The 21,209-nt window shown below is 65.4% G+C and carries 17 protein-coding genes and 1 tRNA gene; 11 read left to right on the top strand and 7 right to left on the bottom strand.

Features of this window, described 5'->3' with window-relative positions; genetic code table 11:
• Nucleotides 1-6 precede the first annotated feature (6 nt).
• Nucleotides 7-930 (bottom strand): carbohydrate kinase family protein, encoded by a 924-nt coding sequence (locus E1809_RS06285; protein ID WP_133203370.1) that lies wholly within the window; start codon nucleotides 928-930, stop codon nucleotides 7-9.
• Nucleotides 927-1,991, bottom strand: coding sequence for a LacI family DNA-binding transcriptional regulator (locus tag E1809_RS06290; protein WP_235835480.1), 1,065 nt, complete (start codon nucleotides 1,989-1,991; stop codon nucleotides 927-929). Before E1809_RS06290 ends, E1809_RS06285 begins: the two co-directional genes overlap by 4 nt.
• 118 nt (nucleotides 1,992-2,109) lie before the next feature.
• On the opposite strand from E1809_RS06290, the gene E1809_RS06295 reads away from it, so the two are divergent.
• On the top strand, nucleotides 2,110-2,655 hold the full coding sequence (locus tag E1809_RS06295) for a metallopeptidase family protein (protein WP_133203371.1): 546 nt from the start codon (nucleotides 2,110-2,112) through the stop codon (nucleotides 2,653-2,655).
• Nucleotides 2,656-2,694: 39 nt separating this feature from the next.
• On the opposite strand, the gene E1809_RS06300 is transcribed toward E1809_RS06295, so the two are convergent.
• Nucleotides 2,695-5,562 carry a PEP/pyruvate-binding domain-containing protein gene (locus E1809_RS06300; protein ID WP_235835489.1) on the bottom strand — a complete coding sequence of 956 codons (2,868 nt, stop codon included), beginning with the start codon at nucleotides 5,560-5,562 and terminating at the stop codon, nucleotides 2,695-2,697.
• Between the two features lie 194 nt (nucleotides 5,563-5,756).
• Complete coding sequence (locus E1809_RS06305; protein WP_133203373.1) at nucleotides 5,757-6,809, bottom strand: universal stress protein; 1,053 nt, start codon at nucleotides 6,807-6,809, stop codon at nucleotides 5,757-5,759.
• Between the two features lie 408 nt (nucleotides 6,810-7,217).
• On the opposite strand from E1809_RS06305, the gene E1809_RS06310 reads away from it, so the two are divergent.
• On the top strand, nucleotides 7,218-7,880 hold the full coding sequence (locus E1809_RS06310; protein WP_133203518.1) for an FAD-binding protein: 663 nt from the start codon (nucleotides 7,218-7,220) through the stop codon (nucleotides 7,878-7,880).
• Between the two features lie 129 nt (nucleotides 7,881-8,009).
• Here E1809_RS06310 and E1809_RS06315 read toward each other — a convergent pair whose 3' ends face one another.
• Nucleotides 8,010-8,642, bottom strand: a complete 633-nt coding sequence (locus E1809_RS06315) for a copper resistance CopC family protein (protein ID WP_133203374.1) — start codon at nucleotides 8,640-8,642, stop codon at nucleotides 8,010-8,012.
• Nucleotides 8,643-8,756: 114 nt separating this feature from the next.
• Between E1809_RS06315 and E1809_RS06320 the strand changes: the two genes are divergently transcribed.
• Both E1809_RS06320 and hutG read left to right on the top strand, forming a co-directional pair.
• Nucleotides 8,757-10,199 (top strand): NCS2 family permease, encoded by a 1,443-nt coding sequence (locus E1809_RS06320; protein ID WP_133203375.1) that lies wholly within the window; start codon nucleotides 8,757-8,759, stop codon nucleotides 10,197-10,199.
• 74 nt (nucleotides 10,200-10,273) lie between these two features.
• On the top strand, nucleotides 10,274-11,224 hold the full coding sequence (gene hutG, locus E1809_RS06325; protein WP_133203376.1) for a formimidoylglutamase: 951 nt from the start codon (nucleotides 10,274-10,276) through the stop codon (nucleotides 11,222-11,224).
• A 6-nt stretch (nucleotides 11,225-11,230) separates the two neighbouring features.
• Here hutG and E1809_RS06330 read toward each other — a convergent pair whose 3' ends face one another.
• On the bottom strand, nucleotides 11,231-13,726 hold the full coding sequence (locus tag E1809_RS06330; RefSeq protein ID WP_133203377.1) for a beta-glucosidase: 2,496 nt from the start codon (nucleotides 13,724-13,726) through the stop codon (nucleotides 11,231-11,233).
• Nucleotides 13,727-13,936: 210 nt separating this feature from the next.
• Between E1809_RS06330 and E1809_RS06335 the strand changes: the two genes are divergently transcribed.
• A tRNA-Cys gene (locus E1809_RS06335) sits at nucleotides 13,937-14,007 on the top strand.
• 55 nt (nucleotides 14,008-14,062) lie between these two features.
• Here E1809_RS06335 and E1809_RS06340 read toward each other — a convergent pair.
• On the bottom strand, nucleotides 14,063-14,815 hold the full coding sequence (locus tag E1809_RS06340) for a FadR/GntR family transcriptional regulator (protein ID WP_133203378.1): 753 nt from the start codon (nucleotides 14,813-14,815) through the stop codon (nucleotides 14,063-14,065).
• 208 nt (nucleotides 14,816-15,023) lie between these two features.
• Between E1809_RS06340 and E1809_RS06345 the strand changes: the two genes are divergently transcribed.
• The 6 genes from E1809_RS06345 to E1809_RS06370 are packed head-to-tail and all read left to right on the top strand — an operon-like array spanning nucleotide 15,024 to nucleotide 21,200.
• Complete coding sequence (locus tag E1809_RS06345; RefSeq protein WP_133203379.1) at nucleotides 15,024-16,391, top strand: MFS transporter; 1,368 nt, start codon at nucleotides 15,024-15,026, stop codon at nucleotides 16,389-16,391.
• Between the two features lie 57 nt (nucleotides 16,392-16,448).
• Nucleotides 16,449-18,203 carry a dihydroxyacetone kinase family protein gene (locus E1809_RS06350; protein ID WP_133203380.1) on the top strand — a complete coding sequence of 585 codons (1,755 nt, stop codon included), beginning with the start codon at nucleotides 16,449-16,451 and terminating at the stop codon, nucleotides 18,201-18,203.
• Complete coding sequence (locus tag E1809_RS06355; RefSeq protein ID WP_133203381.1) at nucleotides 18,200-18,670, top strand: ribose-5-phosphate isomerase; 471 nt, start codon at nucleotides 18,200-18,202, stop codon at nucleotides 18,668-18,670. The genes E1809_RS06350 and E1809_RS06355 overlap by 4 nt, the downstream gene beginning before the upstream one ends.
• Nucleotides 18,654-19,526, top strand: a complete 873-nt coding sequence (locus E1809_RS06360) for a triose-phosphate isomerase family protein (RefSeq protein ID WP_235835481.1) — start codon at nucleotides 18,654-18,656, stop codon at nucleotides 19,524-19,526. Before E1809_RS06355 ends, E1809_RS06360 begins: the two co-directional genes overlap by 17 nt.
• The gene (locus tag E1809_RS06365; RefSeq protein ID WP_133203382.1) at nucleotides 19,523-20,338 is read left to right on the top strand and encodes a sugar phosphate isomerase/epimerase family protein; all 816 of its coding nucleotides are present in this window, start codon (nucleotides 19,523-19,525) and stop codon (nucleotides 20,336-20,338) included. The genes E1809_RS06360 and E1809_RS06365 overlap by 4 nt, the downstream gene beginning before the upstream one ends.
• A 1-nt stretch (nucleotide 20,339) precedes the next feature.
• A complete protein-coding gene (locus tag E1809_RS06370; protein ID WP_133203383.1) occupies nucleotides 20,340-21,200 on the top strand; it encodes a phosphogluconate dehydrogenase C-terminal domain-containing protein in 861 nt (286 codons plus the stop codon).
• Nucleotides 21,201-21,209: the final 9 nt, after the last annotated feature.

Consider the following 21,209-nt stretch of genomic DNA (forward strand, 5'->3'; position numbering starts at 1 on the left):
GTGCGCCTACCGCGCCATTCCGGCGAGGAGCTCGCGGTGCGTGGGCGGGTTGGCCCCGCGGCGCCCCACCGTGATGGCGGCGGCCATGGACGCGGTCTGTCCGATGCGCTCCAGCACAGTGGGCGCCAACCCTTGGCTTCCACGCAGCAGCAGCCCGAGGATCAGGGCCGACATGTAGGAATCGCCGGCACCGATAGTGTCCGCCACCACGGAAGCCACCGCGGGAACGATCAGCTGGGTGTGCGGCGTCGCCATCAGGGAGCCCTCGGCGCCGCGAGTCACCACGGCCAGGCCCGCGCCGAGGCCCAGGATATGGCGGGCGGTCTCTTCGAGGGACTTGCGCGGGTAAAGCCAGAAGGCGTCGTCGTCGCTGAGCTTCACGACGCCGGCCAACGGCACCAGCTCTTCGAAAATACGCAAAGCCTCGCCGTGGCTGCCGAGGAGGTCTGCGCGGATGTTGGGATCGTAGGTGACCATGCACCCGCCTTGCGCTTGTTCCAACAGGTTCCGCACCGAGCTGGCGCCGGGTTCGAGGAAGGTTGCGATCGAGCCCGTGTGCAGGATCTTCGGCGCATAAGGCAGGGTGGCGCGACCCAAGGACCATTCGATGTCAAAGGAGTACTCGGCCGAACCGTCGGCCGCGATTTCCGCCGTCGCGGTGGCCGTCTTGGTGAGCGACTGCGAACCGGGCAGCACCACGACGCCGGCGCTAGCCAGGTGCGTGGCGATGGACTCGCCGCGCGCGTCCCGGCCGACGGCCGTGAGCAACCCGGCCTTCACGTCAAGCCGGCCCAGGCCGTACGCGACGTTGGCAGGCGATCCACCCGGGTATTCGGTCTCGCCTTGCGGCGTGTGAACGATGTCGATGAGGGCTTCGCCGACCACGACGACGTCGAGCGGCTCGGGCGAGAGGGACGCGAAGTGGTTCATGGGGTTCCTGTTCCTAGGTGGGAGGGTTCCCGTGGCACGGCCACGGACTGGCGTTCAACGAGCGGGCATTCAAAGTATTCGGCGCGGCCATCGCGCTCCGCACCGGCCAAAAGCAGCTCGACCGCGCGCCTGCCCATCCCGACGAAGGGCAGTTCGAGCGTAGTCAGGCCGGGGCGCAGATATGGCGCGAGGGTTTCCTGGTTGTCGAAACCCACAACGGACACGTCGCCCGGGACGGATAACCCGAGCTGGGCCAGGGCCTGGTAGGCGCCCCAAGCGGTGCGGTCGTTCGCGCAGAAAACGGCTGTGGGCGGCTGCTTGCCGGTCATGAGCGCGAGGGCATTGTCGAAGCCGCCGGATTCGTGCCCGTCGCCGATCCTGTGGAGGCCGGGATCCGGATCGATGCCCGCTTCCGTGAGGGCGCGCCGGTATCCGTCATAGCGCCCGACGGCGGCTGGCAACTCCCCGTCCGGGGCCCCAAGGTTGATCATCGCGATCCGGCGATGGCCGGCGTCGAGGAGCCTTTTCGTGGCGACGTAACCTCCCGCTTCCTCCTGCGGGGCGATGCTGGGAAAGCGTCCCGCGCGGTCCCGCGAATTAAGCACGACGGCGGGCACCTCGGCCAGGACGTCGGGCACGTCAAGGACCCGGTGGTACATCGCGGCGTAGACCACTCCGGCCACCTTGTAGGACAACATGGCCTCCAACGATGCGGCTTCGAGGGCCTTGTCTCCGCCCGTATTCACCGTCAGGAGGAGCAAACCCGATTCCCATGCTTTGGCCTGGGCGCCTTCAATGATCTTGCCGGCAAAAGGGGCCGTGGCCACGAAGTCGCCGACAAAACCGATCATTCCCGCCACGCCATCGCGCAACACTTTGGCGTGGGCGTTGGTCCTGTAGCCCAAGCGGTTGGCGGCAGCGTGGACGCGCTGCCGGGTCTCCTCCGAGAATCGCGTTCCGGCGGCATCGTTGAGCACCAACGACACTGTGGCCTGGGAAACACCGGCAGCGGCAGCGACGTCGTTCATCGTCGTGCCGGATCTGCTGCCGTGGCGGTTCATCGATTCCTTGTCTGTTTTGGCTTAACTTGCGGCCTGGTTATACGAATTACCAGCCCGGAAAACTGTAGCTGCAGCCACATCCAGCGTCAATGATGAAGCCGCGCGTTACAGTCGGAACATGCCCATCGATTTGCCTCCCGGCCTGCCGATTATTCCCGATGGCGAAGTTCCCTTTAGCCAGCGCATCTTCGGCGTGCGCCCCACGGCAGCGAGGGCGGCCGACGTCGATGCTGCGGGCACGGCTGCTGCAGAGGTAGCTGGCGCGGCTGGCGGCACTGAGGCTGGCGGCGCCGCGCCTTTCGAGATGTCGCCGGAGGACTTTGAGGCGGCCGTCAGTGATGCCTTGCTCCTGATTCCGGACAAGGCGGCCCGGGCGATGGACAACGTGGCCATCTTCATTGAAGACGATTACACGCCGCAGTCCGGAGACGACCCCGGCACGGTTCTGCTCGGCCTGTATGAAGGGGTGCCGCTGACGGAACGCGGTTCATGGTGGGACGCTGGCTCACTCCCGGACCGGATCACCATCTTCCGCCAACCCATCCTGGATATTTGCGCCTCCCGACAGGACGTGATCGACGAGGTCGCCATTACGGTGATCCATGAGATCGCCCACCATTTCGGAATCGGGGACGACCGCTTGCATGAACTCGGCTGGGGCTAGGCGGTTGATCTAGGTCCGGGCTGAGCCGAATCCCCGCCGTTAGGCAACAGTGCCAGCTGCGCCGTCCACCGTGATCGTTTGGCCCGACGTGATCCGGGAAGTGGCATCCGGGACCCCGACGACGGCCGGAATCCCGTACTCCCGGGCGACGACTGCGCCGTGCGAGTTTGGACCGCCCATCTCCATGACGAGGCCCGCAGCGGTTAGGAATAGCGGAGTCCAACCGGGGTCGGTGGATGGAGCCACCAGGATCTCCCCCGGTTCCAAATGCGCACCCACGGGGTCCATGATCACTCTGGCCACGGCAGTCACGGTCCCTGCGGATGCGGGAGCTCCCCGCAGCACGTCGCCAGCCACTTCGGGACTGGTCTCCGGAATGTCGTTGGACTGGGCGCCCCCGCGTTGGGCGCTTGCCGTTGTTTTACCGCTGTTCCGGCTACCGGAAGGCAAGGCTTCGGGTTCAGTCCCGTCGGAAAGGAGCACCCTGGGCACATGGCGGCGGCGCAATTCCAGCTCGTATTCGTCCCGGCGCCGAGCCACGAGTTCATGGAGGTCCTGGCCATCCAGGCCTCTATGGGCGTCGTCGAAATCGAGGAAGAAAACGTCCGAGGGGTCATCGATCCTTCCCGCCTCTGCGAGCGCTTCTCCCACCAATGCCAGTTGGGACCGGGCAGCGGCCAAAGCAACCACGAGGTTGTATTTCGGGAACTCGCGTAGCCCGGAGAACATGCGGGTGCGCTCTAGCGCGGCTTTCACAATCTTGGCGTGGAAGACGCTCTTCGACCGGGCCCTTGCCACCAGGACGGCAGCCTGTTCCTCGGCGTCGCGCGCTGCTTTCTCAAATTGTTTGTCCGGAGCGAGCCGGGGGTCCTCGAGGCGCAGGTAGTTGATGAGCACGCCGATGATGTGGGTGGGATCATCGGACCAGCGGGCCATGCCGAGGTCGATTTCCGCGACTGCCCGGTGCCCGTAGCGGCTCAGGAAGTCTTCGAGTCCGCCCTGGGCGACAGAGGGCAGTCGGCCCTCACGGTACTTTTGCACGAGGGCGGCGGGACCGGCGTCGGCGAAGGCGCGGGCGGACGCGGCATCATCCCGGATGGTGGTTGCCAGCTGCCACAGCGCAAGGTCCATTTCCGTGGTGACATTGTTGGGCAGCCCACGGATGATGGTTTGGAGTTCGTCCCAGGAGGCTTGTTCGCCGAGGAGTTTCCTGACAATTCCCATGGTTGCGAAGCCGACCACAACCGGCGGCAGGGTGTTGGGTATGACAGTGAAGAGTTCCTTGCCGAGGATCCGCTCGACGTGGCCAATCCTTTCCCGCGGAGAGGCATCCGCAGGAACCGCCAACGCGGCCTTCAATTCCTCGGCGACCTTATTGACGCGTTCAAGCGCTTCCTTCGGCTTGAAAATGGCTCGGACGAGTGTCTCGGGCACGCGATAGCGAAGCACGATAGGTGCCACGTGCTTGATCAGTTTCAGCGGCGTCTTGTTGGTAACGGCGAAACCAGGATCATCAAACAGCGCCCGCATGACGGTGGCCGAACGGGACTCCATGAAGTCGAAGGCCTTCGGGACAATCGCGCGACCTATGGTGCTTCGCAGCGGAGTGGCGAGATCGAAATAGATCCGCATTCCGGCCTCATAGTATGGCGAAGGACCGTTCCGCGGTTCAGGGACCTGGAAACCCGCCGTGCGCGCCACCGACGCAGCAAGGACCCTGATAGCGGCGAGACCCATAGGGGTAAGCGGGCGCGTGAGCCCTTGTGCAAGGCTGAAACACAAGTACGCGTGCGGACCTGGGGCTGCGCTGTAGTTATTCGGGTTTTGGTGAGCAGTGTTTGGGCGAGCCGAGTTCGGACGGACTGGGTGAGGACGGACAGGGTTCGGGTAAAGCGTCGTGATGGGGCGTGCCTGGGTGAGCCATAGCTTTCCGTCGCCGTCCAAGGCCCATTCGATGTCCTGCGGCGAACCGTAGTGTTCCTCCACTCGCTGCCCAACGTTTGCCAGGGACCTGATCTGGGAATCGTCCAGGCAGGCAGTTTGGCTTGGCGAGCCCGAGCCCAAGTCCGACCCGGAGCCCGAGTCCGGATGCGACGGTGCGTCAAGGCGTTCGGTGCCGCCCCCAGGCAGCGAACGAATCACGAGTTTCCGGTCCCCGAGCCTCCGCTGCGTGATCCTGCCCGTGAGCGAATCCACCACGAAATGGTCCGGGTTCACCGCGCCTGAGACCACTGCCTCACCGAGGCCGGGGTTGGCATCGATGACTGCTTCGCGGCGACGCCCCGTGACCGGATTCGCAGTGAAGAGGACGCCTGCCGCCTCCGCATCCACCATGAGTTGAACAACGACGGCGAGGGTCACCGCAGCGTGCTGGATTCCATTGCTGGCCCTGTAGCTGACAGCGCGGTCCGTCCATAGGGATGCCCAGCATTTTCGAACGGCGTCGAGAACAGCCTCGGCACCCACAACGTTCAAGTATGTGTCCTGCTGCCCCGCGAAACTCGCAAAGGGCAGGTCCTCGGCAGTCGCGGAAGACCTGACGGCCACCGCGGCATCTGAACCGAGCCCCGTGTAGGCCGAGCGGATGGCTTGCTCAATTTCGGCGGGCATACCGGACTCGAGCACTGCGGTCCTGGCGCCGGCCGCGAGCACGCCCAGCCGGTCAAGGTCTCCCGGCTCGGCGGACTCGAGTTCGTGAATTATCTCGGAGAGCGCGCGGGCCGTGTTGCCCGAAGCGTCCAGGCTGGTGCCTGTCCCAGGTCCCTGGCCATCGGCGTCGGGGTTTTCGTCCACCTGCAGTGCGCGCCGATATGCCTCAGTGCTGAGGCAAAACCCAGGCGGAACCGGAAAACCAGCCCACGTCAGTTCGCCGAGGTTTGCCGCCTTGCCGCCAACCTCGGGAAGCATGGCAGCCCGGATCTCCCGTAATGCGAGAATCAAGCGCGGCGCGGTTCCTGACGCCGACTCAGGCCCCGCCCCCGGCGCCCACTCAGACCCAGACCCAGACCCCGACCCCGACCCCGATTCGGACCCCGGCTCCGACTCCGACTTCTCCGTGATCATTGCCGTCCGTCCCCCGCCGCCTGCTCGTTCCCCTGGGCCTAAGCCGCGCCGAGCATGGGGCCGAACCTTGGGCGGTCCTCGAGCCTCGGATCATCACGGTCCGGAACAACGAGCACTGGACCCTTTGCATGGTGCAGGATGCCATCCGAGGTTGATCCGAGGAGCATTCCTGCGAAGCCCCCGCGGCCACGAGTACCGACCACCACAAGTTCAACGCCACGGCTGACTTCCACAAGCACCTCCACCGGAGAGCCGTCCAGCAATTGGGTTTCCACGGGCAGCTTGGGGAAGTGGCTCTTGAGCCAGGCCATGCCGGCTTCAAGCTGAACCTTGATATCCCTGAACAGCGCTTCCCTGTCCAAGGGAGCCGGAACCCAGGCGAGGGATCCGCTGTATTCCGGAACGGCACAGATGACGCGCAGCTTCGCTCCCATCCTCTGGGCTTGTTCAGCGGCCTCCAACACGGCAATCCGTGCCTGCTCCGAACCATCCACGCCCACGGCCACAACGTTCTCGATCACGTGGGGGCCTGACTTGGCACGCTCTGCCTTGATGTGTTTGTCCTCGGTGCTTTCACCCAGGCGGTCCGAGCAGAAGAGCGGCACGGTCACTGTTGGGCACTTCGAGTGGGCAGGGAGTGCACTGCTAACCGAGCCCAACAGCCTGCCAACGAAACCACCACGCCCGCGCGTACCGAAAACTAGGAGTTCGGCCGATTCGGACAGGTCCAGCAGCACGCCGGACGCGTCGCCATTCTCAACTGAGCCATCGACGTCGATGGCGTAGCCGGCAACTTTCTCGAGCGCTTGCTTGACGATCGCTTCGGCACCGTCCCGTATGACGGAATCGTCCACTGTTGCGTATCCGCCGTCCAAGCCCGAGGCCGCGAAGATCGGAACGGAGTACGCCGTCACGACGTGGAGCGGGATCTGCCTCCGCTCAGCTTCCCGCGCGGCCCAGACGAGGGCGCATTGGCCGTGCTCGCTACCGTCAACGCCAACCACAATTCCGCCAGGGGCGATCGATGGCTCCTCCCCGTTGCCTTCGGGGTCCGGGTGATGGCTTTCAGAGTGTTTGCTGTGCTGGTCCATGGGGCCTGCCTCCTCGCACTACTGGCTGATGTTGCGGCTATTCTGCCAGAGGCCGTGCCCACAACGTGCTTTCCCTGTGCATTCCTTACACCGGCGTGAGTTGTGGCCTCCAATGATCACTATTCTCGTTTGCAGGAGGCGAATCAAGCCGGAATCAGCGTATGTGGATAACGCTTGGAACACCTTCTAAACAGCGAAATCCCGGGGTGAAAAAAGCGTTCGCAGACATGCCGATGACGGGGCTATCCAGCACACGATTTCTTCTGTAATGTTCGAGGCACTGATGACGGTGATCGTGTTTTCCAACACGCCAACGGCCTTCAGTCGCGACCGCTTGGGGACTCGGACGCTGCCCCTGTATTGCCTTGGGTAATGCACTTTTCAAGGAGGAGCCAAGCTGTGTCAACCATGCCTGCTGCGAGGACGGAACGCACCACCACGGTAGTCATTGGCGCCGGCATGTCCGGCTTGGCCGTGGCCAGCGAGCTCAGTCGCTATGGGGTGGACGCAATCGTTGTTGATGGCCTGTACATCACGGGAAGCACGCAGTCGCCCGGCACGGGTCTCCTTCCGCGTTGCGATGCCGCCGACGTCGCATGCCTCCAGGAGCGCAGTGAAATCCTGAGGCACCTCCGGAACTATGCCACGAGCCACAGCCTGGACGTCCGGAACACCACGCGGGCCGTCCGCCTGGACCGCGTGGATGAAACCGCCGTCGAGGGCTCGGTGGCCAGTGTCTCGCTGCAGGACAAGCCTGATTCACACCAATGGGCTGTCCACACGCCGAACGGCGTGCTCCTCGCCGACCACATCGTCGTTACCCGCTGCGGGCAGAGCCAATTGCGGCGGATGCTTGCCGATCTTGGTATCGCGATTGGCCAGAACTTCGTGGCAGCCATGCGGGCGATCGGAATGTACCTGGTGGGCGTCGGCGAACTCGCGACTCCCACGCCCAAAGAGGTCCTTCGCCAAGCCAAGGTAGTGGGCCAAGCGATTTCGGCCAAGGTGCACCCGGACAGCGTCCATGCAGCCCACGTCGGGGTCTTCGCGGCGCTCCCGACCCTCGCCTAGAAAAAACCCAACGCCACAAGCGCTTGTTTCCGGTACCAGCGCAAGTAGCTCCGGAATGCGAAACAAGCGCCGGGCATCGGGGCCCGGACATCAGGGACCAGGCATCAGGGCCGGCGCCCTGCCTAAGTCCTAGTCATCGTCCGTCGTGTCCTCTGCGCCACCAACTCCAGCATCTTCAGTGTCCCCGCCTCCCGCGAGCTTGCGCCGCGCGGTGACTCCCAGGAACACCAGAAGCCCTACGGCCACTACCGCGAGCCCGACGATGCTCCAAGGGAAAGGCTGGGAGGCGTCCGGGGCTTTGTCCGGCGTGGTGGTCGAACCCGGGGCGAGCGTACCGGCGGTGGGCACCGCGCCGGAACTGCCGGCCGACGTCGTACTTCCGGTTTTCGCCGTGAAACTGAAGCTCCCCTCGATGGGGTGCGAATCCGAGCTGACAACCCGCCAAACCACTGTGAAGGGACCGGCAGGGGCGCCCGGCTTCAGCTTTTGCGAGACGACGGTGTCCACGATCTCGACGGAGCCGTCCGCCCAGTTCTGGCCGGTAGAGTCCTTGACCTGGATCTGAGATCCCAGCAAGAGGGGCCGGTTGTTGAAGGTGATGGATACGGAATCGGGCACGCTATCAACAGTTGAGCCGTTCGCCGGCGAGGTTGATTCGGCGACATCATGCGCCAGGGCGGGTGCGGCGGAAATCAACACCGCAGAGAAAAGTACCGCGGTGACAGCAATGACGGCGGCCAGCAACTGGCGGATAGGGCGCATGAGCGGACGACTCCCTTTTTGTTGGATTCCTTACAGACTAGGCGAATTCGCTGGGTGTCCGCTGTCACGGGCATAGGATTTGAGAGCACACTTCCCCGATCCCCGGAGACCTCCATGCTCAAACAGGGCTCAGCCATCGATCGCTACTTCAAGATTTCGGAACGTGGATCCACCTATTCCCGCGAAATCAGGGGCGGGTTCGCAACGTTCTTTGCCATGAGCTACATCGTCGTCCTGAACCCGTTGATCCTCTCCGGGGCGGACTCCTCGGGCCACTCCTTGGGTTTCCCCGCTGTCGCAGCGACCACCGCGTTCGTTGCCGGAATCCTGACGATCCTCATGGGCGCGTGGGCCAAGCATCCGTTCGCGGTGGCCACCGGCCTGGGCGTGAACGCGTTCGTGGCCGTCACGGTCGCGTCCCATCCCGGCCTGACCTGGCCGGACATGATGGGCCTGGTGATGCTTTCCGGCTTGACCATGCTGATCCTGGTGCTCACCGGCTTCCGGACGGCCGTCTTCAAAGCCGTGCCCGAGGCCCTCAAGACGGCGATCGTGGTGGGCATCGGCCTGTTCATCGCTTTGATCGGCCTGGTCAATGCGGGGTTCGTGCGCCGCGTCCCGGACGCCGCCGGCACCACGGTCCCAGTCAGCCTCGGCGTCGACGGGAAGCTCCTTGGCTGGCCCACGCTGGTCTTCGTCGTCGGACTGGTGCTGACGATCGCGCTCGTGGTCCGCAAGGTGCGCGGCGCCATCCTGATCGGCATCATCGCTTCGACAGCCCTGGCCGCCGTCCTTGAGTTCACCTTGCACATCGGCCCGAGCTTTGACGGGAAGAACGTCAATCCCCGTGGCTGGTCCCTCGTGGCGCCCAAGTTCACCCAGTGGGCCGCCCCCGACCTGTCCCTCATCGGCAAGGCGAACCCGGTGGGCGCGTTCCAGCACCTCGGCATCATCGCGGCCGCGCTCCTCGCTTTCGTGATCCTGCTGAGCATCTTCTTCGACGCCATGGGAACCATGGTGGGCCTGGCCCGGGAAGCCGGCAACGTGGACAAGCACGGAAACATCCCGAACGTGGACCGTGTCCTCCAGGTGGACGCCCTCGGCGCGATCATAGGCGGCGGCTCGTCCGTGTCTTCCAATCAGATCTTCGTGGAGTCGGGCGCGGGCATCGGCGAAGGCGCCCGGACCGGCCTGGCATCGATCGTGACTGGCTTGCTGTTCCTCGTGGCCATGTTCGTCACCCCGCTCATCAACCTGGTCCCCTTCGAGGCGGTCGCGCCTGCGTTGGTTGTGGTCGGCTTCATGATGGTGTCCCAAGTGAGCAAGATCCATTGGGAAGACTGGGCGCTCGGAATTCCCGCCTTCCTGACGATCGCCCTCATGCCGTTCACCTACTCGATCGCAAACGGCCTGGGCGCGGGATTCATTTCCCACGTCCTGATCCGCACATTCCAGGGCCGCGCCCGCGAAGTCCATCCGCTCATGTGGGCCGTGGCTGCCGCTTTCCTGCTGTTCTTCGGCATCGGTCCGGTCGAGGAAATCCTGGGCGTCAAATAGGCCTTTCCGGGATACCGGACACCCTCGGCGCCCACGCGGTGTATTTCGGACCGGCAATGCGCTGAGCTTGAACTATGTACACCGCGCTGCCCGCTATCGACATTCCGCCCACCCCTTGGACCGGCCGCCACGACGGCGACGGCGACGAACACCGCCGCTGGTGGCAGGCGGTGGCTCCCCACAGCCGCGGAAACGTGGGCACCGGCTCCCGGCCCGCCGTCGTCGTGGGTTTCCGTAGCGACGAAGGGGTGCTGCGCAACAAGGGACGCGTAGGCGCGGCGGCCGCTCCGACGGCGATCCGCAACGCCCTGGGTCCGCTCGCCTTCCACCTGGACCGGGATGTGTTCGACGCCGGTGACGTGGCGGTGGACGACGGCTCGCTCGAGGCGGGCCAAGACCGCGCAGGCAGCGTGGTTTCGGAACTGCTCGACGCCCGCAACCTCACCGTCCTGCTGGGCGGCGGGCACGAAACCGCCTTCGCCAGCTACTTGGGCGTCGCCGGCTCGGAGGCTGTGCGTTCAGGCAAACGGCTCGGTGTCCTGAACCTGGATGCGCACTTCGACTTGCGTGACGAGCCCGTGCCGAGCTCGGGCACGCCGTTCCTGCAGATGGCCCGTGCGGAAGCCGCCGCAGGCCGCGAATTGAATTACGCCGTCGTCGGGATTTCCGAACCCAACAACACGCGGACCCTTTTCGACACGGCAGACCGCCTGGGCGTGAAGTATCTTCCGGACGAAGACTGCTCTGCGGAGGCCGTGCACGAGTTCGTCGCGCGGTTCCTTGAGGGCGTGGACGTGGTGTACCTGACGATCGACCTCGATGTCCTGCCGGCGTCGGTGGCGCCCGGCGTGAGCGCCCCGGCCGCTTATGGCGTGCCGTTGCCGATCATCAGCGCGGTGTGCAAGCAAGTGGCGGCAAGCGGAAAGCTCCTGCATGTGGACGTCGCAGAGCTCAATCCCGAGTTCGACATCGACTCCCGGACCGCCAAGGTGGCGGCGCGACTGGTGAACACGCTGCTCGCGTAGCCGCGCTTACGCACCTCGAAGAGTGACGACGGCGTCGAGGTCCAGTTTGCTGACCGACGTCCCGATGCGGAGGCGGTAATCCCCGGGTTCGTATTGCCAGCCGTTGTCCCAATAGGCCAGCAGGCGCGTGGGCACACTGAGCGTGGCGGTGACGGTTTCGCCCGCCCCGGCAGTGACCGGGACGGACGCGACAAGCCAGCGAACCGGCCGGTCTACGGCGGAATCGGGCCGTTCGGCGTACACCTGCACCACTTGCTTGCCGTGACGGGAGCCCGTATTGGTTACCGTGACGGCAAGCGGCACAGCAGAGCCGGCTTCGGCAACACCGCCAGCGATCTCGACGGCGTCAAGCGCCCACGTCGTGTACCCGAGGCCGAATCCAAATTCGTAAGCAGGTTCCGCGTCGGTTTTCAGCCACGCCCGGTAGCCGATATGGATGCCTTCGTCGTAACTGAGCTTGCCTTCGGCGTCCGGTGTGGTGTTCAGGACGGGCACGTCTTCCTGCGCGGCCGGCCAGGTGGTGGGGAGCCGGCCGCCTGGTTCCGCTTCGCCCGTGAGGATGTCCGCGAGCGCCGTCCCGAATTCCTGGCCGCCGAAGTAGGTCAGAAGGATCGCGGAGACGTCCTGGCGCCACGGCATCAGGACCGGCGAACCGGAATTGACCACCACCACCGTGCGCGGATTCGCCTCGGCTACGGCGTGCACCAGGCGGTCTTGCAGTCCGGGCAGTTCCAAGGACGTGCGGTCGTAGCCTTCCGATTCCACGCGTGAGTTGGTGCCGACTACGACGACGGCGACGTCGGCAGCGCGGGCGGCCGCAACCGCGTCGGCGATCAATGCTTCCGGGTCGGGCTGAGCCGCTTCCAGGCCTATGGTCACCGCCAAGGCGTTGGAGAGGGCGTCATCGCCGTCGTCGAGGTCCAGTTCCACCATGACCTCGAGCGGGGTGCCGGCGGTGGCTTCGACGCGCACTGATGCCGAGGGTGGGGCGAGGAACGCCGCGCCCAGGTCCGTGCCGCTCGCTTCGATACTTGCTTCGTGCAGGAGGACACCATCCACGAAGATCCTGCCGTGGCCCACGGTAGCGAAGCCGAGCTGGATTGAACCGCTGATTTCAGGCGTGTAGAAAGTATGGAATCGGACCATGGACGATTCCTCGATGGGCACGTCGCCGCCAAACCAGACCAAGGCAGTGGAGCGGCGGTCCTCGGCGAACAGTTCCTGGCCGGTGGAGTCGTAGAACTGCGCGCGCAGGCCAGGCTCCCCCGTCACCGGGTTCCTGAGTTGTGCGAGGGGTAGTTCGGCAACGCCCTCCTGAACCACCGCGCCCACGCTGTACGTGACGTTTTCGGCCCCGAACGCCGCTTGGATTCCGTCCAGCGGCGTAACGATCCTCTCCGGGACCACGGTGGCCGATCCGCCGCCTTGGGTCCTGGCGTGGAGGGCGTTGTGCCCGATCACGGCGAGCTTCACCGCCGACGCCAGGACCAGCGGCAGCACGCCGTCGTTCTTCACCATGACGGTACCGGCAACGGACGCTTCGCGAGCGAACGCGAGCGGGTCTTCCCGGTCCGACGGTTCTGCCGCCACGGGCTCGAAGCCTTCCAACGCCCCCACCCGGGCCGCGAGTTGCAGGATGCGCAGCACCTTCCGGTCGACGGCGTCCTCGGAGACCTCGCCGTCCTTGACTGCCGCGACGAGCGCGGAACCCCAAGGGCCGTCCGGGCCGGGCATGACGAGGTCCTGGGAATGCCGGGCGCTCTCCAGGCTGCGTACCGCGGTCCAGTCGCTGACGACAACGCCGTCGAATCCCCACTCGCTGTTCAACGGCGTTTCCAGCAGCTCATTCTCGGTAGCTGTGGTGCCGTTGATCGAGTTGTACGCACTCATGACGAGCCAGGCGCGCGACTCGACAATCGCCTTCTCGAACGCCAGGAGGTATAGCTCCCGCAGGGGTCGTTCGGCCACGAGCGCGTCAACGGTGAAGCGGTCGGTCTCGGAATCGTTGGCGACGTAGTGCTTGGGCGTCGCGCCCACGCCGTTGCGCTGCACTCCCGCCACATACGCCGCGGCAAGCTCCGCCGTCAGGACCGGATCTTCGCTGAACGCCTCAAAGTGCCTGCCGCCGAGCGGCGAGCGGTGCAGGTTGATGGTGGGCCCGAGAACGACGTCGACTCCCTTGCGTCGCGCTTCGACGGCGGAGGCGGCGCCCAGGCGATCCGCGATCGCGGGATCCCACGAAGAACTGATGGCCGTCGCGGAGGGGAAGTTCATGGACGGTTCACGCTCGTCCCACACCTCGCCCCGGACGCCAGTGGGACCGTCAGAGAACAGCATTCGGCGCAAGCCGATCTTCTCGAGGGGCCATGTTGTCCAGAAGTCCCGGCCAGTGAGCAAGCGGACTTTCTCCCCGAGGCTGAGCTGGGCAAGGAGGTCTTCGAGTCGAGCGTCCGTGAGCGCTTCGAGCCGGGCGTCCGCGCCCGGTTCCGCTTGAGTTTCCATGGCGGCGTACTTCCTGGCTTGGCGAATGTAGCGAGGCTGGCCCTGCGCAATTGCTCACGAGGTTAGCACTGAACGCTTTTCAATCAAGGCCGGAGCGGAGCACGAGTTTGGAGGTCGCACGGGTTCACAGCGCGCAACGCCGCGACACCGGGCGAAAGGCGGCGAAACCATTGTTGGATCGGCCGGCACGGGCTGCCTACCCTCGATGCACGTGGTGTACCCAAGAGGCCAGGGAGCTGCCTGCAAAGCAGCGCACGCGGGTTCGAATCCCGCCACCACGTCTCTTTGGGTGTGTGGGCCGCTACTGCGGCAGGCGGTTACTGCGCTGAACTTCTACTACTGCGAGCTGCTGGCTGCGTCGTAGCCCGCCAAGAGCCGCCGCGATGCCGTGCCCATGTGCGAGACCATGGCCTCGGTGACGAGTGCGGGATCGCGGGATTCGAGGGCTTTGAAGATAGCGCGGTGCTCCGAGAGGGCAGCGGCCGCGTGGCCTTCGTCGGTCAGTGCCCGGTCCACCCAGATCCTCAGGAGCGACCGGATGCTCTGGAGCAGTTCCTGGAGGACCTGGTTTCCGGAGGCCGCGGCGATTTCCTTGTGGAACGCGGCATCTGCCTCGACGAACACCGCGAGGTTGTCGAGTCCGGACTCCATCGCATCGAGGTCGGCCCGCATGCGCTCCAGAGCTTCGTCACTGATCCTGGTGGCGGCCAACTGGACGGCTTGGACCTCCAAGCCGCTGCGCAATTCGACCAACTCGCGCGTGCGCGGCTCACCCAGCATGAGTCCCCAACTGAGCGTGCGCGGCAAAAGTTCGGAGACGCCGTCGCGCAGGTAGGTCCCGGATCCCGGCCGGACGATGACGATCCCGAGGATCTCCAAGGCGGCCAGTGCTTCGCGCACCGCGGAACGTCCGACGCCGAGCGAAGCCGCCAGCTGCCGTTCGGCAGGAAGGCGCGTCCCGGCTGCGATGTCGCCGCTCGTGAAGTACGCAAGCAGCCGCTCCGCAACCTCGGAAACGACGGAGCCGTGCTCCATGGGTGCAAGGGCTGCCGTGATGTGGGCCGCTGCGGCCGCGGAATTTACTGACACATTCACAGCGTAGCAACCGGATGACCAATTTCGCCTGACGAGCCGGACCGTCCCATCGAGTGATCAGTCAACCGGTTGACCAATTTAGATTTCAGTCCTATGGTTGAAATCACACGTTCACGTCGCCGGGTGCTACCGGCAAAATCACGAGCCAACCCGGCACCTCCAGTGCAGGAGCCACCGGGATACCCAATACCAAGGAGTCAATGTGGACACCACGCAATCAGTGGTCGAACGCTCGACAATCAAGAAGGTCGCGATCCGGCTGGTGCCGTTCGTTGCCCTGATGTTCTTCATCAATTACCTGGACCGGACGGCCATTTCCTTCGCCGGCCCCAACGGAATGACCACGGACCTGGCGCTTTCCGCTGCGCAGTTCGGCTTCGCTTCCGGTGTCTTCTTCATTGGCTACATCCTGTTGGAAGTCCCCAGCAACCTGGCCCTGCACAAGTTCGGCGCACGCCGCTGGCTCGCGCGAATCATGGTCAGCTGGGGCATCGTCTCCTTGCTGTTCACCTGGGTGGGCAACGTGGAACAGCTCTACATCCTCCGCTTCGCCTTGGGCGTGGCCGAGGCCGGCTTCTTCCCAGGCGCCATCCTCTTCCTGAGCCTCTGGGTACCGGCCAAGCACCGCAGCAAGATCCTCGCCCTCTTCTACTTGGCACAACCCCTCACCACGGTGGTAGGCGCCCCGCTTGCCGGTGCCCTCATCCAGCAGCACAACGTCTTCTTCGGCCTTGAGGGCTGGCGTTTCATGTTCTTCGGCGTGGCCATCCCCGCCATCCTGATCGGCGTGATCTCCTGGTTCTACCTGGCCGACTCACCCGCCAAGGCCAAGTGGCTGACCTCCGAGGAAAAGACCTGGCTGATCGGCGCGCTCGAAAAGGAAAAGAGCGCGACGTCGGACGGCGGCAAGCACGCAAGCGTCCGGACCGTCTTCGGAAACGGCCGCGTCTGGATGCTCTCTGCTATCTACTTCGGCTTCATCTACGGCCTCTATGCCCTCGGGTTCTTCCTGCCCACCATCATCAAGGGCTTCGAGACCCAGTTCGGTTCGAAATTCGACGTCTTCCAGCAAGGCCTCATCACGGCAATCCCCTACCTGCCCGCGGCCGTCGCCTTGTACTTCTGGTCGAAGGACGCCACGAAGCGCGGCGTCAAGACGTGGCACATCGCAGTTCCCGCACTTACCGGAGCAATCAGCATCCCGCTGGCTCTGTTCGCAGGCTCTCCGGCCGCGACGATCGCCGTCATCACCATCACGGCCATGTCCATCTTCGCGGCACTGCCGAACTTCTGGACCGTCCCCACGCAATTCCTCACGGGCGCCGCAGCCGCGGCCGGCATCGCGCTGATCAACACCGTTGGAAACCTGGCCGGCTTCAGCGCGGGCTACATCACGGGCTGGCTCAAGGACTGGACCGGCAGCTACACAGTACCGATGTTCGTCGTCGGCGGTTTCATGTTCCTGTCCTCGATCCTCATGGTCGTACTCAGCCGCCGGGGAAAAGCGCCTGAGGGGCTGCGCGCAACCGCAATGGATACCGCAGCCGCCGGCAAGCCCTCCCAAGGCTGATCCCACCTTCCCCACCCCCACCCGAGCCTTTCCGCACACTGTTTCCAGGAGTTCCGCATGACCCGTTTGTTCAATGAGCCCTCGGCTTTTGCTGATGAGATGATCGAGGGTTTCGTCGCGTCGCATGGCCGGTGGGTGCGCCGGGTGCCTGGCGGGGTAGCCCGCAGCACCCGCAGCACTCCGGGTTCAGTGGCGTTGGTGATCGGTGGCGGTTCGGGCCATTACCCGGCGTTCGCCGGTTTGGTCGGGCAGGGCCTGGCCCATGGCGCGGCGATGGGGAATTTGTTCGCGTCCCCGTCCGCGCAGCAGGTTTACAACGTGGCCAAGGCCGCGGACAACGGCGGCGGGATCCTGCTGGGCTACGGCAACTATGCCGGAGACGTGCTGCACTTCACCCAGGCCCAGGACAAGCTCCGCGCCGAAGGCATCGATTGCCGCAGCATCGCCGTCACTGACGACATTTCCTCCGCACCGCTGGCCGAGAAGCACAAGCGCCGTGGCATCGCCGGTGACCTGACCGTCTTCAAGGTCGCCGCGGCGGCAGCCGAGGCCGGCTACCCCCTGGACGCCGTCGTCGGGATCGCCGAACGCGCCAACGAACGCACCCGCTCCTTCGGCGTCGCGTTCACCGGCTGCACCCTGCCCGGCGCCCCCGAACCGCTGTTCACGGTCCCCGCGGGCCGGATGGCCGTCGGGATGGGCATCCATGGCGAGCCGGGCATCGGCGAAACGGGGATCCCGACGGCGGACGAACTCGCCGAACTGCTCGTCAAAGACCTCCTCGCCGAGGTCCCCGACGGACTGCAGATCCAAGGCGCGCGGGTGGTGCCGATCCTCAACGGCCTGGGCAGCGTGAAATACGAAGAACTGTTCGTTCTCTACCGCCGCGTCGCGCAACTCTTGGCCGAGGCCGGGATCATCGCGGTGGACCCGCAGGTCGGCGAACTCGTCACGAGCTTCGACATGGCCGGGACCTCCCTGACCCTCTTCTGGCTCGACCCCGAACTCGAGCAACTGTGGCTTGCCCCGGCGGATGCGCCCGCGTTCCGCCGCGGCGCCGTGACCGCGGAAGCGCTCGACGCCGATGAACTCACCGCCGCTGCCGAGCAGCTCACCGTGATCCCGGACGCCTCTGACGAGTCCAAAGCATCAGCCACCGCCGTGCTGGCCGCCCTCCACGCGGCGAAAGCCGTGATCGACGCGAACGTGGCCGAACTCGGCCGCATCGACGCGATCGCCGGAGACGGTGACCACGGCATCGGCATGGAACGCGGAATCCACGCCGCCACCGCGGCCGCGGCAGACGCCGTCGAACGCGGGGCCGGTGCCGGGACCGTACTGGAACTGGCCGCGGACGCCTGGGCCGACAAAGCCGGCGGCACCTCCGGAGCGCTGTGGGGCATGGCCCTGCGCGCCGTCGGACACGCCGTGGGGAACACCGAACGCCCCACCGCGCAGGCCGTGGCCGCCGGAGTGGCCGAAGCGAAACGCTCCATCATGGACTTCGGCAAAGCCAAAGTCGGGGACAAAACCCTCGTGGACGTCCTGGCCCCCTTCAGCGACGCCCTCACCGCCGCCGTCACCGACGGTTCCCGGTTGCGGGACGCCTGGGGCACCGCGGCCGCGGTCGCCGAGCAGGCCGCCGAAGCCACCGCGACCCTGCTGCCCCTCATGGGCCGCGCCCGGCCGCACGCCGAAAAAAGCCTCGGCACCCCCGACGCCGGCGCGGTCTCCATGGCCCTGATCATCCGCGCCATCCACAACACCCTCACCGACACCACTGTCACGACCCTTCTGAAGGAGAACGCATGAGCGCCGCACTACGCCTGGTCATCGGATCCGACGACGCCGGATACGACTACAAAGAAGCCCTCAAAACCGACCTGCAAGCCAACCCCCTGGTCGAATCCGTAACCGACGTCGGGGTCGACGCCGCATCCCACACCCCCTACCCCTCGGTGGCGATCGCCGCCGCGGAACTCATCGCCGCCGGCAAAGCCGACCGCGCCCTGCTCATCTGCGGCACCGGCCTCGGCGTCGCGATCGCTGCGAACAAAGTCCCCGGCATCCGCGCCGTCACCGCACACGACTCCTTCTCCGTCGAACGCGCCATCCTGTCCAACAACGCCCAGGTCCTCACCATGGGCCAACGCGTCATCGGACTCGAACTCGCCCGCCGCCTGGCCAAGGAATGGCTCACCTACACCTTCGACGAAAGCTCCGCCTCGGCCGAGAAAGTCGCACTCATTAAGGACTACGAAGGTGTCACTTCCTGCTAACACCCACACCGCAAACCACGACGGCGGCACCCGGCCCGGTGCCGGACCGTCCGGTGCCGACGCGCACCGACCGGGCGCGGTGATCGGGGTCAGCCTGAAAATGTACTTCGGCTACCAGCGCTCCGTGGACTACTGCCGCGAGATCGCCACCCTGGCGTTCAAGCACCCAGCCGTGGTGAACGACGACATCGAACTCTTCGTCCTCCCGGCCCTGCCCGCACTGCCCGAAGCGTCCCGCATCCTGGGCGCGGCCGGCGTCGGGACCGGGGCGCAGGACATCTTCTGGGAAGACGAAGGCCCCTACACCGGCGAAACCGGCGCGAAAACCATCGCCGAACTCGGAGGACGCTACGCCGAAGTCGGGCACGCCGAACGCCGCCGCATCTTCGGCGAAGACGACGCGGTCATCGGGCTGAAGACCGCCGCCGCTTACCGCAACGGCCTCACCCCAGTGCTCTGCGTCGGGGAACCAGCCGCCGGCTCGCCCGAGGAAGCGATCGCGCACTGCACCGCCGAGATCGACGCCGCCCTCAACCGGGCCGGAACACTCGGCCCCGCAGGACGCACCATCGTCGCCTACGAACCGCAATGGGCCATCGGCGCCCCCGAACCAGCCACCCCGGCTTACATCAGCGCCGTGGTCCGCGGCCTCGACGAACACCTCCGAAACCTGCCCGGCCAACACGACAGCCGGGTCATCTACGGAGGCAGCGCCGGACCCGGACTGATCACCGAACTGGACACCGCCGTCGCCGGCCTGTTCCTCGGACGCTTCGCCCACGACCCGCAAGCACTGGCCGCCATCCTGGACGAAACCGCCGCCCGGATCGCCGCTGGCAAGGAAGTGGCGGCATGAGCAGAATCGGGCAGGCCAGTCGTATTGGATTAAGCAGCTACGCGTTCTTCTGGCAACTCTCAGACCAGGTCAGCAACCCGCTCACCCTCCACCAAGCCCTCGAACGCACCGCCGCCATGGGGGTGGACCTGTTCCAGATCTGCGACTACGCGCCCCTGGAGGACATGAGCGACGACGAACTCGGCGCCGTCCGGGCCACCGCGGACAACCTCGGCATCACCCTCGAGCTCGGCACGAAAGGCATCCGCCCCGAGCACCTGCGCCGCTTCCTGCACATCGCACGGATCCTCGGCTCCGCGCTGCTCCGGACCATGTTCAACGTTCCCGGACACACCCCGGACAACGACGAAGCCACCGCGATCTTCACCGAGATCCTGCCCGAGTTCGAGGCCGCCGGGGTGCGCATCGCCGTCGAAACCTACGAACAAGTCCCCACGGAACGGATCCTGGAGGTCATCCGGGCCGTCGGCAGCCCGTACCTGGGAATCTGCTCCGACCCCGCCAACACCGTCGCGGCACTGGAGATGCCCCGTCAGGTGATCGACGCCGTCGAACCCTACGTGCTCAACATGCACATCAAAGACTTTGCGTTCAGCCGCAAACAGGGATGGGTCGGATTCACGTACTCCGGCGCACCCCTGGGCGAAGGCCTTCTCGACTACGACTACATGGTCGAAAAGATCCAACCCAAGCAAAGAAACATCAACCAAATCGTCGAACACTGGCTGCCCTGGCAGGACACCGAAACGGACACCATCCACCTCGAAAACCAGTGGACCCAGCAAAGCATCGAATTCCTAAGGAGCAAGTGAAATGTCAGCAGAAATATTGACCGTGGCCGTCATCGGAGCCGGTGGCAAGATGGGGATGCGCGTTTCCCGCAACCTCCAGAAGTCCAACCACGCCGTCACCTACAGCGAGAACTCCCCCGCCGGCCAGGACCGGGTCCGCGCCGAAGGCCGCGAGATCACGGCGACTGACGACGCCGTCAAGGGCGCCGACGTCGTAATCCTCGCCGTCCCGGACACCGTCCTGGGCCTCGTCTCCGAAGGCGTTGTGCCGCAGATGAAGTCCGGCGCGATCCTGCTCACCCTGGACCCGGCCGCCGCTTACGCCGGGCTGCTGGCCAAGCGCGACGACGTCGTGCAGGCCGTTGCGCACCCGTGCCACCCGTCGGTGTTCCTCGAGCGGACCACCAAGGAAGAATGGGCCGACACCTTCGGCGGCGCAGGCGCCCCGCAGAACGTCGTTGCCGCGATCGACGACGACGCTCCCGCCTCGGCCCGCGAAGCCGCCGAAACGACCATCCGGACGATCTACGCGCCGGTCATTGACGTGCACTGGGTCACCGTCAAGCAGCTCGCCATCCTCGAACCCACCCTCGTGGAAACCGTCGCCTGCATGATCGGCACGCTGCTCAACGAAGCCCTCCACGAGACCGTGCACACCGCCGGCGTCCCCGAGGAAGCAGCCAAGGCGATGCTCTTCGGCCACGTCCAGATCGCGCTCACCAACGCCCTGCGCGGCTCCAACCCGTTCTCCGAGGCCTGCGAAATCGCCATCCAGTACGGCAAGGACACCATCATCAAGGACGACTGGAAGAAAATCTTCGACGACTCCGAACTCGACGGCGTCATTGCCAAGATGCTCAAGCTGGACGCCGTCAAGCGCTAAAAGCCAACG

Origin of the sequence: Arthrobacter terricola (assembly GCF_004354015.1) — a bacterium.
Classification (GTDB): domain Bacteria; phylum Actinomycetota; class Actinomycetes; order Actinomycetales; family Micrococcaceae; genus Arthrobacter; species Arthrobacter terricola.

What these genes read in the sequence shown, in the direction of transcription:
- E1809_RS06350 (WP_133203380.1), top strand. Translation starts at nt 16,449, where the DNA reads ATGACCCGTTTGTTCAATGAGCCCTCGGCTTTTGCTGATGAGATGATC.
- E1809_RS06315 (WP_133203374.1), bottom strand. Translation starts at nt 8,642, where the DNA reads ATGCGCCCTATCCGCCAGTTGCTGGCCGCCGTCATTGCTGTCACCGCG.
- E1809_RS06330 (WP_133203377.1), bottom strand. Translation starts at nt 13,726, where the DNA reads ATGGAAACTCAAGCGGAACCGGGCGCGGACGCCCGGCTCGAAGCGCTC.
- E1809_RS06300 (WP_235835489.1), bottom strand. Translation starts at nt 5,562, where the DNA reads ATGCTTCCCGAGGTTGGCGGCAAGGCGGCAAACCTCGGCGAACTGACG.
- E1809_RS06285 (WP_133203370.1), bottom strand. Translation starts at nt 930, where the DNA reads ATGAACCACTTCGCGTCCCTCTCGCCCGAGCCGCTCGACGTCGTCGTG.
- E1809_RS06355 (WP_133203381.1), top strand. Translation starts at nt 18,200, where the DNA reads ATGAGCGCCGCACTACGCCTGGTCATCGGATCCGACGACGCCGGATAC.
- E1809_RS06365 (WP_133203382.1), top strand. Translation starts at nt 19,523, where the DNA reads ATGAGCAGAATCGGGCAGGCCAGTCGTATTGGATTAAGCAGCTACGCG.
- hutG (WP_133203376.1), top strand. Translation starts at nt 10,274, where the DNA reads ATGTACACCGCGCTGCCCGCTATCGACATTCCGCCCACCCCTTGGACC.
- E1809_RS06305 (WP_133203373.1), bottom strand. Translation starts at nt 6,809, where the DNA reads ATGGACCAGCACAGCAAACACTCTGAAAGCCATCACCCGGACCCCGAA.
- E1809_RS06370 (WP_133203383.1), top strand. Translation starts at nt 20,340, where the DNA reads ATGTCAGCAGAAATATTGACCGTGGCCGTCATCGGAGCCGGTGGCAAG.
- E1809_RS06310 (WP_133203518.1), top strand. Translation starts at nt 7,218, where the DNA reads ATGCCTGCTGCGAGGACGGAACGCACCACCACGGTAGTCATTGGCGCC.
- E1809_RS06295 (WP_133203371.1), top strand. Translation starts at nt 2,110, where the DNA reads ATGCCCATCGATTTGCCTCCCGGCCTGCCGATTATTCCCGATGGCGAA.
- E1809_RS06320 (WP_133203375.1), top strand. Translation starts at nt 8,757, where the DNA reads ATGCTCAAACAGGGCTCAGCCATCGATCGCTACTTCAAGATTTCGGAA.
- E1809_RS06290 (WP_235835480.1), bottom strand. Translation starts at nt 1,991, where the DNA reads ATGAACCGCCACGGCAGCAGATCCGGCACGACGATGAACGACGTCGCT.